Below are 17,831 nucleotides of genomic sequence, written 5' to 3'. Positions count from 1 at the left end.
ATAATATGGCATCAAACAAGAAATACTGGAAAAGTGTTGAAGAGCTGAAGGAAGACAGCGCAATTGTTAAGGCGCTGCAAGACAATGAATTTGTAACCGAAATCCCAACGGACGAATTTCTTGGCAATAAAGAAGCGTTAGAAACTTCTTCAACCACACGTCGTGATTTCTTAAAATATGTGGGCTTTACTACCGCTGCTGCTACTTTGGCGGCTTGTGAGGGGCCTGTTGTTAAATCGATTCCCTACGTTGTTCAACCCGATGAAATTGTTCCCGGAGTTGCAAATTACTACGCTTCCACAATGGCCGATGGTTTTGATTTCGCCAATATCTTGGTTAAAACGCGTGAAGGCCGCCCCATTAAAATTGAAAGAAACGATTTAGCAGTAAATGGCGGAAGCGTTAATGCACGTGTGCATGCTTCGGTACTTTCTCTGTATGATAAAAATAGATTAACCGGTCCAAGAGTGGACGGGGCCGAAGTGAACTGGGCCGAATTTGATACTGCCGTTGCCCAGAAATTGGATGCAATGGCCGGGAAGGATGTGGTATTGCTCACCCAAACTTTCGCAAGTCCCTCAACGTCAAAATTGATTTCTGAATTTACGGCCAAATATCCAAACGTACGCCACGTAGTTTACGATACCGTTTCCTGTTCAGGAGCTTTGGACGCTTTTCAGAATAAATACGGAACCCGCGCATTGCCAGATTACGATTTTTCAAATGCAGACGTAATTGTATCCGTAGGGGCAGATTTCTTGGGAGATTGGCAAGGCGGCAGCTATAGCAAAGGATATGCCCAAGGCCGAATCCCGAAGAACGGAAAAATTTCAAGACACATTCAGTTTGAAGCTAACCTAACCCTAACAGGAGGGAAGGCAGACAAACGTGTCTTGGCCACGCCTTCACAACAAGTGCAAATTCTTAAGGCATTGGCAGGTGGTAGCGCATCAGGTTTACCAGAAAATATTGCCGATGCCGTAAACAAAGCAAAGGCACAACTTCAAAAAGCCGGAAGCAAAGCATTGTTGGTAACTAATTTGCCAGATGTTGAATCGCAAACTATGGCTTTAAATTTCAATGCCAATAGTGAAGCGATGGACGTTAACAAACCTTTGTTTATCAGACAGGGGAGCAATAGCGAAGTGATGGGCGTCGTTAACGGCGTAATTTCAGGAAGTATAAAAGGAATGATTACCGTGGGTGTGAACCCTGTTTACTCCTTGCCGAATACTGCGGAATTTGCCGAAGCATACCAAAAACTTGAAATGAGTATTGCCTTCGCGATGAAGCTGGACGAAACCGCTTCGTTGGCCAAAATGGTTGCCGCAACGCCACACTATTTAGAATCTTGGGGCGATGCACAAATCAAAAAAGGTACATATAGCCTTATGCAGCCAACCATACGTCCGCTGTTCAACACGCGTCAGTTTCAAGACTGTTTGATGCAATGGACTGGTAAAGCGCCAAAATATTACGATTACATAAAAGAAAACTGGGCCGCCTCAATTTTGGAAGGAGGTTCATGGAACAAAGCTTTGGAAGCTGGCGTTTTAGTAAGTAGTGCCGAAATGACAACGGAAGAAGTGAACCCTGCCAACGAAGGAGCCGGTGTTATGGAAGAAAGTACTTCCAACGGAGCGCTTTCCGCACTTTCACAAGAAGGTGGTTACGAACTTACCTTATATACCTCAACCGGTTTGGGCGATGGCCAACAAGCCAATAATCCTTGGTTGCAAGAATTCCCAGACCCGATAACAAGAGCTTCTTGGGACAATTTCCTTACCGTTTCCGCTGCCGATGCAGAAGCATTAGGTCTTGAAAATTATCACGTTTCCAATGGAGCTTTGAACGGAAGCTATGTAAAAATAACGATGGGCAATGTGGTGCTTGAAAAAGTGCCCGTAATTATCCAGCCAGGACAGGCCAAAGGCTCTGTCGGTATGGCTTTGGGTTATGGAAGGAAAGCTGCTATTCAAGAGGAAATGCAGACAGGTATAAATGCCTATCCACTTTATCAGAACTTCTCGAATGTTCAGAAAGTTTCAATCGAAAAAGCAAGTGGGACACACGAATTTGCCTGCGTACAATTACAGAGCACCATGGCAGGTCGCAGCGAAGATATTATAAAGGATACTACGCTTGAAATTTTCAACACCAAAGACAAGGAATATTTCAACGCAGTTCCTGTAACTGACTATGACCACAGTGCAATTTCAGTACGTGATAAAAGAGCCGACATTTGGAGTCCTTTTGATGAAACCGTTGGGCACCATTTCAACCTATCCATAGATTTGAATGCCTGTACGGGTTGTGGAGCTTGTGTTATTGCATGCCACGCCGAGAATAACGTCCCGGTTGTTGGAAAGGAAGAGGTGAGAAAATTCCGCGATATGCACTGGTTGCGAATTGACAGATATTATTCCGCAGGGGAAACTTTCAAGGAAGAAATAGAGACTCTTGAAAATCTTCCTGCATTTGATAGTTATAAAGTAATAGAAGTGCCAGCTTATGAAAACCCGCAGGTTGCTTTTCAGCCGGTAATGTGCCAGCATTGTAACCATGCGCCTTGTGAAACTGTTTGTCCGGTTGCGGCAACCTCACACGGGCGTCAAGGGCAAAACCATATGGCTTACAACCGTTGTGTGGGTACGCGTTACTGCGCAAACAACTGTCCTTATAAAGTGCGTCGTTTCAACTGGTTTTTATACAGTGAAAACGATGAATTTGATTACAACATGAACAATGACCTAGGAAGAATGGTGCTTAACCCAGATGTGGTGGTGCGTTCTCGTGGGGTAATGGAAAAATGTTCTATGTGTATCCAAATGACTCAAAAAACGATCCTTGATGCCAAACGCGAAGGAAGAGCAATAAAAGATGGTGAATTCCATACTGCTTGTTCAAGCGCCTGCGAAACCGGAGCAATGGTGTTTGGGGATGTAAATGATAAAGATTCTGAAGTATCAAGGTTGAAAAACGATGACCGTATGTATCATCTTTTAGAAAATGTGGGAACTAAACCGAACGTTTTCTACCATATGATTGTAAAAAATACCTCGGAAGCATAATAATAGTAATCAAGAACCAATTATTTAAGAATTAAATATGTCGTCACACTACGAAGCACCTATAAGAGAGCCTTTGGTTCTGGGAGAGAAGTCCTATCATGACATCAGTGTAGATGTTGGGGCGCCCGTTCTGGGAAAGGCCAATAAATCTTGGTGGATTGTTTTTACCATTGCCCTTGTTGCATTTTTATGGGGATTGGGTTGTATCATCTACACCATTTCAACTGGAATTGGGGTATGGGGATTGAATAAAACCATTGGCTGGGCTTGGGATATCACAAACTTTGTTTGGTGGGTTGGTATTGGTCACGCCGGGACACTTATTTCCGCAGTATTGTTGCTTTTCCGCCAAAAATGGAGGATGGCCGTTAACCGTTCTGCGGAAGCGATGACCATCTTTGCCGTTGTGCAGGCCGGTCTGTTCCCTATTATTCACATGGGGCGTCCTTGGTTGGCATATTGGGTACTTCCAATTCCAAACCAATTCGGGTCCCTTTGGGTAAACTTCAATTCGCCACTGCTTTGGGACGTATTTGCAATTTCAACATACCTATCGATTTCACTGGTTTTCTGGTGGACAGGTTTGCTGCCGGATTTTGCGATGATCCGAGATAGGACCAAGAGCCCTTTCCAGAAGAAAATATACGGCATCCTAAGTTTTGGATGGAGCGGCCGCGTAAAAGACTGGCAACGATTCGAGGAAGTTTCGCTTGTACTTGCAGGTTTGGCAACGCCTTTGGTACTTTCGGTTCACACTATTGTATCCTTTGACTTTGCCACTTCGGTAGTTCCTGGATGGCACAGTACTATTTTCCCTCCCTATTTTGTGGCGGGTGCAATCTTTTCAGGATTTGCAATGGTGCAAACGCTGCTGATCATAATGCGAAAAGTATCAAACTTAGAAAGCTACATCACGGTACTTCACATAGAATATATGAACAAGGTAATCTTGTTGACCGGCGGTATTGTTACCGTGGCATATATTACTGAATATTTTATTGGCTGGTATTCCGGCGTGCCTTATGAAAACTATACCTATCTTTCCTTTGGTGCCGCAACCGGTCCCTATTGGTGGGCATTCTGGGCATTGATTATCTGTAACTTGATCGTGCCACTTTCACTATGGGTAAAAAAATTAAGAAGAAACATTAGATGGACATTCTTTGTGGCGCTTGTCATCAATATTGGAATGTGGTTTGAGCGTTTCGACATTATTGTTGTGGATTTGAGCAAGGACCGATTGACATCTTCTTGGACCATGTTCCAGCCTACTTTTGTCGATATTGGAACCTTTATGGGAACCATTGGATTCTTCTTTGTGCTTTTCCTTCTATATGCCCGTACTTTCCCTGTGATTGCACAGGCAGAGGTAAAAACAATTTTGAAATCTTCCGGTGAATCCTTCAAAAGATTACGTGCCGAACACGGTGACGATTACAGCCACATTCAAACGATAGAAGAATATCCTGCAGATGCTGGGCCAGCCGCCAACGTGGAAGGAAAACATTTTAAATCTGTTTTTGACGATTCAACACAAGAAGAATCAGAAAACAATGAAGTGGATTTTGAGCTCCATAGAGGTAAGATAGATACCCTGCTTAGCGGTGTGGGCGCCTTTGACCCTGCGGTTCAAAAACAGGATGACCTTAAAAAGATCAATGGAGTTGGGCCGGTTATGGAACAAAAACTCCATCAGTTGGGAATCTTTACCTTTGAACAGGTAAGCAGAATGACCGACCGCGAATACGATTTATTGGACGAGATAATTAGTGAATTCCCTGGAAGGGCCAGACGTGATGATTGGGCAGGACAGGCATTAACACTTAAAAACAAGAACTAATTATGGCTGCAACTAAGATACACGCAATATATACTGACGATGACCTGTTGATGCAGGCCGTTAAACAAACGCGTTCAGCAAACTATCATATTTCAGAGGTGTTTACCCCATTTCCGGTGCATGGCTTGGACTATGCCGTAGGATTGGCACCTACCCGAATCGCCATTACCTCCTTTCTTTACGGATTGGTCGGTTTGGCTGTAGCGGTTTTGATGATGAACTATATGATGATCCAAGATTGGCCGCAAAACATTGGGGGCAAACCAAGTTTTACCTTTTATCAAAATATGCCAACTTTTATACCTATTATGTTTGAGCTTACGGTATTTTTCGCAGGCCACTTAATGGTAATTACTTTTTATATGAGAAGCAAGCTTTGGCCTTTCAAAAAAGCTGAAAATCCAGATCTCCGTACTACAGATGACCATTTTTTAATGGAAGTTGATGCAGAAAGCCACGATATTGAGAAACTTACAAAATTTCTATACGATACGGGTGCATCAGAAATTAGTTTAATTGAAAATGAGCAAGACCACTAATATGAAGACATTAATAAACATAGGAATTACGATTATTGCTTCAGCAACCTTGGTTTCTTGTTTTAACGATAAAAAGCCAAACTATCAGTATTTTCCCAATATGTATGAACCTGTAGGTTATGAAACCTATGGTGCATATGAAATATTTCCGGACCAACAAGAGGCAATGCTGCCACCAGAACACACTGTGCCACGTGGTTTTACACCGTATGATTACGAAAATAGCACTGCCGGACTGGAGTTGGCAAAAGCCGAGCTGAAAAGCCCATACGAGGTAACTGAAGAGAACTTGACAGTTGGAAATCATCTGTTTACTATTTATTGCGCCGTATGTCACGGGGATAAAGGAGATGGAAAAGGAATTTTGGCAACCCGCGAGAAGTTTTTGGGAATTCCCAGTTTTGCTGATCCGGGACGTACTATTGTACTCGGGGGCATCTATCACGTAGAAACCTACGGGTTGAATGCTATGGGTTCCTATGCCTCACAGACCAGTGAAAAGGAACGTTGGCAAATAGCAATGCACGTAATGGATTTAAAAGCTGCGCTTAAAGGAGAGCCCGGCATATTGGAAACCTCAAAAGCTGGTGCTGCTGCAGATAGCACGGCTGTTGAAACAAACGTGGCTGGAACAAACACAGCTTCCGAATAGGAACCTAATTAAAGATTTAAAAGAGAATAGCTAAAGATATGTACACGCTACCAAGAAATTTAAAACTGTTTTCTATCGTTCTGATAGTCCTAGGGCTTGCCGGAATAATCTTCGGTTTTTTGACAACGCCGAAAACCATCGATGATGTTAAAAAAATAATGGCAGAGCAAGAAGGCCACCATGGGGAAAGCCACGCCGCTGCAGGACACGAGGAAGGTGGAACTGCCAACTTTGTTGATGAAGCCCGTGGACAGGAAGGTTACTCAGAAAATGCAATGAAACATGCCACTGATTTAAATCCAGAAGGTCATGACGCCGCATCTCACGAAGCGCACGTATTGCACCAATTGCAAACCAGACCTTGGTCTGCAACTTTTGTTGCGGCCTTTTTCTTTATGATGCTTGCTTTGGGGGTACTGGTTTTTTATGCCATTCAATATGCTTCACAAGCAGGATGGTCTCCAGTTCTTTATAGAATCATGGAGGGTATTACGGCTTATTTGCTTCCGGGGTCTATTATAGTATTCTTAATTGTTGTGTTTGCTGGAACTCATTTTTATCCATGGCAGGATCACGAATTGGTTGCGGGAGATAAAATTCTCCAAGGCAAATCTGGATATTTGAACTTTCCATTCTTTGTTATCCGTGCTGTAATTTATCTTTTGGGATGGAACTTATATCGCTATTTTTCACGAAAAAATTCATTGGCGCAAGCTAATGCAAACAATTATGATCCTTACAGGAAAAACTTCAGGATATCCGTTTACTTCCTTATCTTCTTTATTGTAACAGAAGCGACCATGTCGTGGGATTGGTTTATGTCCATGACGCCACACTGGTACAGTACGCTTTTTGCCTGGTATATTTTTTCAAGTATGTTTGTTTCTGCAATAACGGTAATTGCTTTGGTTACAATTCATTTGAAAGGCCGTGGGCTTATTCCATTTGTAAGTGATAAACACCTTCACGACCTTGGAAAATACATGTTCGCCTTCAGTATTTTTTGGACATATTTGTGGTTCGGTCAGTTCATGCTTATCTGGTATGCGAACATTCCGGAGGAGGTAACCTATTTTATTATAAGAATACAAGAATATAAAGTATTGTTTTTCGGAATGCTTATCCTTAATTTTGTATTTCCTATTCTTATTTTGATGAATAGCGATTACAAAAGAATTCCGTGGTTTGTGGTTATAGCAGCCGTATTTATCTTGGTAGGACACTATATAGACGTTTTCCTATTGGTTATGCCTTCCACAGTAGGTCACAATTGGTATTTTGGAATTCCGGAAATAGCAGCGCTATTGTTCTTTTTGGGTCTTTTCATCTTAGTTGTTGGAATAGGACTTGGCAAGACTTCCTTAAAACCGGAAAACGATCCATTTATTAGGGAAAGTGAAAACTTCCATTTTTAATCATTTAGTTTAAAGAAGAAATTGTAAAGATGACCGCATTTTTAGTTGTATTAGTAATCATTCTTTTTGGGATCTCTGTTTGGCAGATGAGCCGAATTTTCAAATTGGCACAATCAAAGCCAAGCCTTTATTCCGAAATAGCTTCGGACAAGGACAACAACACGCATGGTTATTTAATGATGGGCTTTTTGGCTTTCATCTATATTTTGACCATTATTAGCTTCTGGCTATGGGGAGACACGCTTTTGCCCAAATCAGGATCTGAGCACGGAGCCAAGATAGATACCTTAATGTTGGTAACAATGATCCTCATTTTCTTTGTGGGAATCATTACACAGGCAGTATTGCACTACTTTGCTTTTATATATCGCGGGAATAAGGTAAAGAGAGCGACCTTTTACGCAGACAACGATAAATTGGAATTTATTTGGACGATAATTCCAGTAATTACTTTGGCGGGGCTCATCATTTATGGGCTATTTACTTGGACGGACATTATGGATGTTGATAAAGATGATGACCCGTTAATCGTAGAGCTTTATGCGCAACAATTTAACTGGAAGGCTCGTTACGGCGGAAATGACAACACACTTGGTGAGGCCAATGTCCGTTTAATTCAGGGCATTAACCAATTGGGTGTGGATCCTGCCGACCCTAACGGACAAGATGATAAAATAGTTACAGAGTTACATTTGCCGGTAGGCAGAAGGGTATTGTTCAAAATGCGTTCGCAAGACGTACTTCATTCTGCATATATGCCCCATTTTAGAGCACAGATGAATTGTGTGCCCGGAATGGTTACGCAGTTTGCCTTCACCCCTACAATCACTACTGAAGAGATGAGACAAAATGACCATATTGTTGAAAAAGTGGCAAATATCAATACTATAAGAACAGAAAAAAGCAAAGCCCTTACGGCGGCCGGGGAAGAAGCCCTGGAACCATACGAATTTGACTATATGCTTATTTGCAACAAAATTTGCGGGATTAGCCACTATAACATGCAAATGAAAATAATAGTTGAATCTGAAGAAGATTATAAAGCCTGGTTGGCAGAACAGCCTACCTTGGCAGAACAACTTAGCAACGAAAATAAATAATATTAGCTTAAAAAGATATGTCAGCACACGCACAGGTCCACGCAGTAGAAGATCATCACGATGATCACGGGCATCATCATAAACAAACCTTTGTAACTAAATACATATTTAGTACTGATCATAAAATGATCTCAAAACAATACATGATTACCGGTATATTTATGGGGGTCATCGGTATTTTGATGTCTTTATTGTTCAGATTGCAACTGGCTTGGCCGGACCACAAGTTCACTATTTTTGAAATATTGCTCGGAAAATGGGGGGCAGACGGAGTAATGGACCCAAGTATTTACTTGGCCTTGGTAACCATCCACGGAACAATAATGGTGTTTTTTGTTTTAACGGCTGGATTGAGCGGAACCTTTAGCAATCTGCTTATCCCTCTTCAAATTGGAGCAAGAGATATGGCTTCTGGCTTCCTTAATATGGTTTCCTATTGGCTGTTCTTTATTTCCAGTGTAATAATGTTAGGGTCCTTATTTGTTGAAGCAGGACCGGCTTCCGCAGGATGGACCATTTACCCTCCATTAAGTGCATTGCCCCAAGCCATACCCGGCTCTGGCGCAGGGATGAATTTGTGGTTAATTTCCATGGCAATATTCATTGCAGCATCATTATTGGGCTCGCTTAACTTTATTGTTACCGTATTGAATCTCAGAACTAAAGGAATGTCTATGACCAGGCTTCCACTTACCGTTTGGTCTTTCTTTCTTACTGCAATTATTGGAGTTGTATCTTTCCCGGTTCTTTTTTCAGCAGTTTTAATGTTGATAATGGATAGAAGTTTCGGTACATCTTTCTTTCTGTCGGATATTTATATTGCCGGTGAAGTACTGCACCACCAAGGAGGTTCGCCTGTATTGTTCGAGCACCTTTTCTGGTTTCTTGGACACCCCGAGGTATATATCGTTATACTTCCGGCAATGGGAATCGTTTCCGAAATTATGGCAACCAACTCGCGTAAACCTATTTTTGGTTATCGGGCCATGGTAGCCTCGCTTTTAACCATTGCTTTTCTTTCAACCATTGTTTGGGGTCACCACATGTTTATTTCAGGGATGAACCCATTCCTAGGTTCGGTATTTACATTTACCACACTTTTAATAGCAATTCCTTCCGCGGTAAAATCCTTTAACTGGATAACCACACTTTGGCGCGGGAAACTGCAGATGAACGTGGCTATGCTTTGGTGTATCGCCTTTGTTTCCACCTTTATTACTGGAGGTTTAACAGGGATCGTTATGGGCGATAGTGCTTTGGATATCAATATTCACGACACTTATTTTATTGTAGCACACTTCCACTTGGTAATGGGTATATCTGCCGCCTATGGATTTTTGGCAGGGGTCTATCATTGGTTCCCTAAAATGTTTGAAGGCAGAATGATGAACAAAAAACTTGGGTATATCCACTTTTGGGTAACGTCCATTGGAGCCTACGGAATATTTTTTCCAATGCACTTTGTTGGTTTGGCGGGACTTCCGCGAAGATATTATACAAATACCAACTTCCCTTATTTTGATGATTTGGCAGATATAAACGTGGTAATGACTGTTTTCGCTATCATTACGATCGCTGTTCAAGTGGTCTTTCTATACAACTTTTTCCACTCTATGTTCTACGGAAAAAAAGGCCCAAAAAACCCTTGGAATGCCACTACTTTAGAATGGACCGCCGAAATAAAACACATCCACGGAAACTGGGATGGCCCAATTCCACATGTGTACCGCTGGCCTTATGATTACAGTAAGTTGAATAAAGACGAAACCGATTTCGTGATTCCCGGACAGGACTTTATTCCCCAGCACATCCCATTACAGGACAACGAAGATGAATTAGATCATTAATAGAACGCAAAGCAAACGATCAATCAAGCCCTTTCAATTTTGAAAGGGCTTCTTTGCTTCTACGTAGTTATTAAGTAGTACTACGTAGAAGGAATCTTAAGCCAATAGATTATCTTTGAAGTGTTGAGTTAATAATATGTAGGAAGTGAGGAACCTGCTATTTATTTCACTAAGGTCGTCTAAACATAAGTTAGGCGACCTTTTTTTATTTTTCAGATTGATAAATCGGCAATCCTATCTGCTCCAAAACTATAGAAGAGGTATCAACGGTTTTCCTATATTTGTGTTATGAACGAAAACCTCGATCCCACGGGCGAAAACCTCTCACCACAGGAACTGGATATTGAAAAAAAATTGCGTCCCCTAAGTTTTGATGACTTTACGGGACAGGATCAGGCTTTGGAAAACCTTCAAATATTTGTACAGGCCGCAAATTTGCGAAGCGAGGCTCTGGACCACACCCTGTTTCACGGCCCCCCGGGACTGGGAAAAACTACACTTGCTTACATTCTGGCAAACGAACTGAATGTTAACATACGCGTTACTTCCGGCCCCGTTTTGGATAAACCGGGCGATCTTGCCGGATTGTTGACAAATTTAGAGGAACGCGATGTGCTGTTCATTGATGAAATCCATCGTTTAAGCCCTATTGTTGAAGAATATCTTTACTCGGCAATGGAAGATTACAAAATTGACATTATGATTGAATCCGGGCCCAATGCCCGTTCGGTTCAGATCAACCTAAACCCCTTCACACTTATCGGCGCAACCACACGGTCCGGCTTATTGACCGCGCCCATGCGTGCCCGATTCGGTATTTCTTCAAGATTGCAATACTATACCACAGAGTTGCTGACCACAATTTTACAACGAAGCGCCGGAATTCTGCAAGTGCCCATTACTATGGAAGCCGCTATAGAAATTGCAGGCAGAAGCCGTGGCACCCCGCGTATTGCCAATGCGCTTTTACGCAGAATCCGCGACTTTGCCCAGATAAAAGGGAATGGTAAAATTGACGTGGAAATCGCAAAATTTGGATTGGACGCCCTGCATGTGGACGCGCACGGTTTGGATGAAATGGACAACAGAATTCTTAAAACAATCATCGAAAAATTCAAAGGGGGTCCCGTGGGAATCACTACAATTGCAACCGCGGTATCCGAAAGTCCCGAAACTATCGAAGAAGTCTATGAACCATTTTTGATACAACAGGGTTTCATTATGCGCACGCCCCGTGGCCGGGAGGTTACCGAAGCCGCATACAAACACCTCGGGAAATTGAAAGGCCCAACGCAGGGCGGTCTTTTCTGAAATTATATCGGTCTGGGCATATTTAAGGCCAACCAACTTCTAAAGGTGAATAATCTATCCAAAAATACAAACCTTATAAAAGCCGAAGCCAAACGCCTCGGGTTTTTGTCCTGCGGCATCAGCAAAGCGGAATTTCTGGAAGAAGAAGCCCCGCGACTTGAAACTTGGCTCAACAAGAATATGCACGGCGAAATGGCCTATATGGAAAACCATTTCGACAAACGGCTGGATCCGACCGTTTTGGTGCCCGATTCCAAAAGTGTCATTTCTCTATTGCTGAATTATTTTCCTTCGGAAACGCAGCCTTCGGATACCTATAAAATTTCAAAATACGCCTACGGTACCGATTATCATTTCGTCATAAAAGACAAATTGAAGCAATTGATGCAATTTATTTCCGAAGAGATTGGCGAAGTCCATGGCCGTGCCTTTGTAGATTCGGCACCGGTCTTGGACAAGGCCTGGGCCGCAAAGAGCGGTTTGGGCTGGATTGGCAAACACAGCAATCTGCTCACAAAACAATTGGGCTCGTTCTATTTTATTGCGGAATTAATCGTCGATCTCGATCTGGAATACGACACGCCCGTAACAGACCACTGCGGCAGCTGCACCGCCTGTATAGATGCTTGCCCCACAAATGCGATTGTTGCGGATAAAGTGGTGGACGGCAGCAAATGCATCAGTTATTTTACCATTGAACTGAAAAACGAAATTCCCATTTCTGAAAAGGGGAAATTTGAAGATTGGATGTTCGGTTGTGATATCTGCCAAGACGTTTGCCCGTGGAACCGTTTCAGCAAGCCACACAGCGAGCCGCTTTTCAACCCAAATCCCGAACTGCTCTCGATGACCAAAAAGGACTGGGAAGAAATAACCGAAGATGTTTTTCAGAAAATATTCAAAAAAAGCGCAGTAAAGCGCACCAAGTTTTCCGGACTCAAACGAAATATTGAATTTCTAAAAAAACAATAATCTTCTTTTCTCCCTTCCTTCGGAGGGGCCGGGGGAGGCCTTACTGATAAACAACGGTGTGCGGTTTACCAATCTGAAAATTGGGAAACCCAAAATCGTCATTTTCAAAAGCATTCGTTTTCAAAATATTTTTTCCCTGTCCCGGAATTTCCGGATAGTACGCAAAGGATAGCTGAAAGGAGCTGAACACCAAATAATCGTTCCGAATAACGCAGCCCACGCCAAAGGAGGAGTAAATGTGGTTGTTTCCAAGATTTTCCTTTTTGTCGGAAAGCACTCCCGCAGAAATATTCACAAAGGGATTGAAGCGAAACCCCAAAACTTCCCAAGGGGAATAAAATTGCGTCTGCAAGGCGATTACGTATTTTGAAACGCCTTTGGCACTGCCCGCAAAACCCTTTATATTTCCGTTTCGTTGGTCAAAATATAAATTGCCATAAACGCCGCTGAAATCCGGGTTTTCATTCAGGCTCAATCTGTCGGCCACGGAATTCAATCTGTTGAACCCCAATACAATCTGTGGTTTTATGAATTGCCGCATTTTCCATTTGTCGCCCAAGGACAAAAGATGTGAAAAATAATTTGCCCGAAAACTAAAGGTCGTCTGCTCGGTTTTTGACTGCTTGAAGAAACTTCCCAATTCAAAATCCATGCTCAGAAATCCCCATTTGTAGTAATTTCCGTAAGCTGCTTTGGCTCCGAGATACAATCGATCTGTTTGGTTTTTATGTTGAACTCCACCGGTAATGGAATAGATGGTTCCCACGGGAACGTCCTCAACAATGCCGTCGTTAAAAATATAGCTGTCCTCAACAAATTGCCGGGAGGCAATACCGATGCTTCCCAAAAAAAAGGTTTCGTCGGAAAAAAAGCGGATGCTGTCATATTCAATACTCGGTAAGTTTTTGTAATCCACAAGCAAGGTCCGCGCGCTCACAATGAGGTTTGTGGTGCGCTCCCTTTCAGAATTTCCCTTAAAAATACGGAAGGAACGGCCGCCCCAATAATCCTGAGCAATAAATTTGAAATTTTGATTTACGAACGCGAGCGTATCATTTTGAAGGGCTCTTGCCAAAAATTTTTCCTGTAAAAATATCCCGCCTGCCCAGCGGGTTAATGGCGAATAGAATACTCTGTCGATGGATATTGTTTTTTCGAAATAACCGTCATAGTCAATGGTATAACTTCCCGCAGCACTTACGAAGGTATTTTTGAAATTGGGAATCATATAGCTCGCCTCAAAAGCGTCGCTTCCGTCCTCAATTCTTTTTGAATATCCCACCCGAAACTGATGCCCGGTGCCAATGAAGTTGCGCTCCCTCAACTTAAGTTTGGTTTGCGAACTGGAAATATCTGCTTTGGGAATAATGCTCCACGAGTCCAAGACAGTAACGGTTATATCTACCGAATCCTGACTTTCGGATACCAACTCTGGCACAATCCTAACCTCCCGAATATAATTTTGCGACCGTAACAATCGCGCCGATTCGTCTAAAAGCAGGGTGTCCAAGGGTTTATTTTTCTTAAGCAGCAAAAAATTTCGGATCGCCATTTTTGTCGATTTTATGTGAATGGCATTGCCGGTTTTTTCCAGCCAGCTATTGGCAACTTCGGTGCTATCCGTAAACGAAAAACCGAAAGGATCCTTGGTTTCAATTATAATATTCCGAATAATCCTGCCCTCAAACTGCTGGTAAATTGGTTTTTCCTTTTCTTTTTCGGGCTCTCTTTTTGATTTATTGGCAGTTGGCCGAAAAATCCACCGATGTATCATTTTCGTGAATTTTCTTTTTTCGGAATAGGTTTTAATTTTTTTATAAAACTGCGTACTGTCCTGCACGGCGTTCCTGTCCTGGGCCGAAAGCTTTAGGCACGATAACATCACAAATACTAAAAAAAGGTAGCGGACGGGTTTCAATTTTTTCTTTTTAAAGCAATTCCTTCTCAAATGTATTGAAACCTATTTGGATTTTATTGGGGATGTTTCTTAATTTTTTCCCCACAATCAAAGCCTTAATTTATATTTTCGATTCTTTCAAAACACGTACCTTTGGTTTTTACTTTTCGAATGTGCTACATCGAAGGGATTCCATTAATACGCAAAAGAATTATGAGCAAACAAAGCAGACGCCGAGAGGCACTTTTATATCACGCAAAACCCAGACCGGGAAAAATACAGGTTGTGCCCACAAAAAAATACGCCAGCCAGCGCGATCTGGCCTTGGCCTATTCGCCGGGCGTGGCAGAGCCCTGTCTGGAAATTGAGAAAAACGTTGACAACGTATATAAATACACGAACAAAGGCAATCTGGTAGCCGTAATCTCTAACGGCACTGCCGTGCTGGGCCTGGGAAATATTGGCCCCGAAGCCTCCAAACCCGTTATGGAGGGCAAGGGTTTGCTCTTTAAGATATTTGCCGATATTGACGTTTTCGATATTGAAATAGGCACTGAAAATATTGATGAATTCATCGCGACCGTAAAAAATATTGCGCCAACTTTTGGCGGCATAAACCTGGAGGACATAAAAGCCCCCGAAGCCTTTGAAATAGAAAGAAGGTTGAAGGAAGAACTTGATATTCCCGTAATGCACGACGACCAGCATGGCACGGCCATCATTTCGGCGGCAGCCTTGCTGAATGCGTTGGAATTGGCGGAAAAGAAAATCGAGGACGTTTCAATAGTGATAAGCGGTGCCGGAGCGGCGGCGGTTTCCTGCACACGACTTTACAAAGCATTTGGTGCTAAGAGCGAGAACATTGTAATGTTGGACAGCAAAGGCGTTATCCGCAAAGACCGTGAAAGTCTTTCCGAGGAAAAGGCAGAGTTCGCATCCCACAAAAAAATTGACACCTTGGATGAAGCGATGAAAGATGCCGATGTGTTTGTGGGTCTTTCCGTAAAAGATATTGTTACCCCCGAAATGTTAAAAAGCATGGCGCCAAACCCCATTGTTTTCGCCATGGCCAATCCCGATCCGGAAATTGAATACGATCTGGCCATTAAAACCCGGAAAGATATTATTATGGCTACAGGCCGTAGCGACCATCCCAACCAGGTGAACAATGTGCTCGGGTTTCCCTTTATTTTCCGTGGGGCGTTGGACGTTCGTGCCACAAAAATCAACGAGGCCATGAAGATGGCAGCCGTGAAGGCTTTGGCAGAATTGGCCAAAGAACCGGTTCCCGAACAGGTGAATATTGCCTATGGCGAAACGAAACTCGCCTTTGGAAAAGAATATATAATTCCTAAACCTTTTGACCCACGCTTGATTGCCACCGTTCCGCCCGCAGTTGCAAAAGCAGCTATGGAAAGCGGTGTTGCAACTACTGAAATTACCGACTGGGAAAAATATCAAGACGAACTTTACGAGCGCATGGGCAGCGATAATAAAATAATTCGCTTGTTAATGAACCGCGCAAAATTAAATCCGAAACGGATTGTTTTTGCGGAAGCAGATCATTTGGATGTTTTAAAGGCCGCGCAGATTGTGTATGAGGAAGGAATCGGGATTCCTGTTTTATTGGGAAGAAAGGAAATTATTCTGGAATTGATGGAGCAGATAGATTTTGATGCGGATTTGGAAATAATCGATCCCAAAAATGATGAAAATTCTGATAAACTTCAATATTACGCCCAAAAGCTCTGGGAGAAAAGGAGAAGGAGTGGCATTTCGCTTTACACTGCCGAAAAATTGATCCGCGAACGAAACTATTTTGCGGGCATGATGCTAAATGAAGGCGATGTGGATTGTATGATTTCCGGGTACGCCCGTTCCTATCCGTCCGTAGTGGTCCCGGTATTTGAGACCATTGGAAGGTTTGAAGGCGTTACCAAAGTGGCCACCACCAATGTTATGCTCACCAAGCGTGGCCCGCTGTTTATTTCAGATACCTCCATAAACATTGACCCTACGGCAAAGGAGCTTGCCAAGATTGCCCAAATGACCAATTATACCATGAAGATGTTTGGGCTGCAGCCCGTTATTGCGATGATTTCATATGCGAACTTTGGTTCCTCAAAAGATCCGCGGGCTACAAAGGTGCGCGAGGCCGTGGAATTGATCCATAAAAGCAACCCAGATATGATACTCGATGGCGAGTTGCAAGCCGATTTTGCCCTCAACCCTGAAATGCTGCAGAAAAAATTTCCGTTTTCAAAATTGGCGGGCAAGAAGGTAAACGCCCTTATTTTCCCGAACTTGGACTCTGCCAATAGCAATTACAAATTATTGAAGGAACTGAACAATGTAGATTCCATTGGTCCCATTATGTTGGGGATGCGCAAGCCCGTACACATTTTGCAGTTGGGCGCCAGCGTTGAGGAAATGGTAAATATGGCGGCCGTAGCGGTAGTGGATGCACAGCAGAAAGAGAAGCGGGCCCGGGAGCAAAAAAATGGGTAAATCCGTGGATTACTGCCACTAATATTTTCACAAAAACCCCACTGGCTGTTGCAAATAATTATACTATATTTGAGCCTTTAAGTTTTCGTTAACAGATGATAACCCATATACAGGGCAGACTGGTTGAAAAAAACCCGACCGACGTAGTGATAGATTGCAATGGGGTAGGGTACTTTATCAATATCTCGTTGCACACATTTTCCGAACTTCCCGATGGCGAAAATGTGAAATTGTTTACCCATCTGCTTGTTCGGGAAGACTCCCATACGCTATTCGGGTTTACCACTGTTATGGAACGTGAAATATTTAGGTTGTTGATTAGCGTTTCGGGAGTGGGAGCAAGTACGGCCAGGACAATGTTATCGTCTTTGGCTCCGGAACAAGTTTTGGATGCCATAGCAACAAATGATATTGTAACAATCCAATCCGTAAAAGGAATAGGGGCCAAGACCGCCCAGCGTGTGGTTTTGGATTTAAAAGATAAGATTTTAAAAGTGTACGGTTTGTCATCTATTTCTGCCGGATCGAGCAATACGAATAAAAATGAAGCGTTATCTGCTTTGGAGACCTTGGGCTTTGTTCGCAAACAGTCTGAAAAAGTGGTAGATACCATTGTGAAGGAAAATCCGCAGGCTTCTGTAGAAATGATCATTAAACAAGCTTTAAAAAATTTGTAAAA

12 protein-coding genes are annotated in these 17,831 nt (G+C 42.8%); 11 read left to right on the top strand and 1 reads right to left on the bottom strand.

The window, feature by feature from the left end:
* The first annotated feature begins 5 nt into the window (after positions 1 to 5).
* The 9 genes from POV26_RS00205 (at position 6) to queG (ending at position 12,747) form a co-directional block, all read left to right on the top strand.
* The gene (locus POV26_RS00205) at positions 6 to 3,071 is read left to right on the top strand and encodes a TAT-variant-translocated molybdopterin oxidoreductase (RefSeq protein WP_272854477.1); all 3,066 of its coding nucleotides are present in this window, start codon (positions 6 to 8) and stop codon (positions 3,069 to 3,071) included.
* A 37-nt stretch (positions 3,072 to 3,108) separates the two neighbouring features.
* On the top strand, positions 3,109 to 4,911 hold the full coding sequence (gene nrfD, locus POV26_RS00200; protein WP_272854476.1) for an NrfD/PsrC family molybdoenzyme membrane anchor subunit: 1,803 nt from the start codon (positions 3,109 to 3,111) through the stop codon (positions 4,909 to 4,911).
* 2 nt (positions 4,912 to 4,913) lie between these two features.
* On the top strand, positions 4,914 to 5,450 hold the full coding sequence (locus POV26_RS00195; RefSeq protein WP_272854475.1) for a DUF3341 domain-containing protein: 537 nt from the start codon (positions 4,914 to 4,916) through the stop codon (positions 5,448 to 5,450).
* Between the two features lies 1 nt (position 5,451).
* A complete protein-coding gene (locus POV26_RS00190) occupies positions 5,452 to 6,102 on the top strand; it encodes a c-type cytochrome (protein WP_272854474.1) in 651 nt (216 codons plus the stop codon).
* A 38-nt stretch (positions 6,103 to 6,140) separates the two neighbouring features.
* Positions 6,141 to 7,517 (top strand): quinol:cytochrome C oxidoreductase, encoded by a 1,377-nt coding sequence (locus tag POV26_RS00185; RefSeq protein WP_272854473.1) that lies wholly within the window; start codon positions 6,141 to 6,143, stop codon positions 7,515 to 7,517.
* Positions 7,518 to 7,546: 29 nt separating this feature from the next.
* On the top strand, positions 7,547 to 8,617 hold the full coding sequence (locus tag POV26_RS00180; protein ID WP_272854472.1) for a cytochrome c oxidase subunit II: 1,071 nt from the start codon (positions 7,547 to 7,549) through the stop codon (positions 8,615 to 8,617).
* Between the two features lie 17 nt (positions 8,618 to 8,634).
* Positions 8,635 to 10,464, top strand: a complete 1,830-nt coding sequence (locus tag POV26_RS00175) for a cytochrome c oxidase subunit I (RefSeq protein ID WP_272854471.1) — start codon at positions 8,635 to 8,637, stop codon at positions 10,462 to 10,464.
* Positions 10,465 to 10,752: 288 nt separating this feature from the next.
* Complete coding sequence (ruvB, locus tag POV26_RS00170) at positions 10,753 to 11,775, top strand: Holliday junction branch migration DNA helicase RuvB (protein ID WP_272854470.1); 1,023 nt, start codon at positions 10,753 to 10,755, stop codon at positions 11,773 to 11,775.
* A 45-nt stretch (positions 11,776 to 11,820) separates the two neighbouring features.
* The gene (queG, locus tag POV26_RS00165; protein WP_272854469.1) at positions 11,821 to 12,747 is read left to right on the top strand and encodes a tRNA epoxyqueuosine(34) reductase QueG; all 927 of its coding nucleotides are present in this window, start codon (positions 11,821 to 11,823) and stop codon (positions 12,745 to 12,747) included.
* 40 nt (positions 12,748 to 12,787) lie between these two features.
* On the opposite strand, the gene POV26_RS00160 is transcribed toward queG, so the two are convergent.
* Entirely contained in the window at positions 12,788 to 14,665 is a 1,878-nt protein-coding gene (locus POV26_RS00160; protein WP_272854468.1) for a BamA/TamA family outer membrane protein, read from the bottom strand.
* 192 nt (positions 14,666 to 14,857) lie between these two features.
* Here POV26_RS00160 and POV26_RS00155 point away from each other — a divergent pair, with 192 nt between their 5' ends.
* Together POV26_RS00155 and ruvA are read left to right on the top strand one after the other, a co-directional pair.
* Entirely contained in the window at positions 14,858 to 17,152 is a 2,295-nt protein-coding gene (locus tag POV26_RS00155) for an NADP-dependent malic enzyme (RefSeq protein ID WP_272854467.1), read from the top strand.
* Positions 17,153 to 17,247: 95 nt separating this feature from the next.
* On the top strand, positions 17,248 to 17,829 hold the full coding sequence (ruvA, locus tag POV26_RS00150) for a Holliday junction branch migration protein RuvA (RefSeq protein WP_272854466.1): 582 nt from the start codon (positions 17,248 to 17,250) through the stop codon (positions 17,827 to 17,829).
* Positions 17,830 to 17,831 lie beyond the last annotated feature (2 nt).

The organism is Aequorivita todarodis (genome assembly GCF_028561335.1).
GTDB lineage: Bacteria > Bacteroidota > Bacteroidia > Flavobacteriales > Flavobacteriaceae > Aequorivita > Aequorivita todarodis.
Note: the sequence above shows the minus strand (reverse complement) of the source record. Positions and strands in the feature narration are given on the sequence as shown.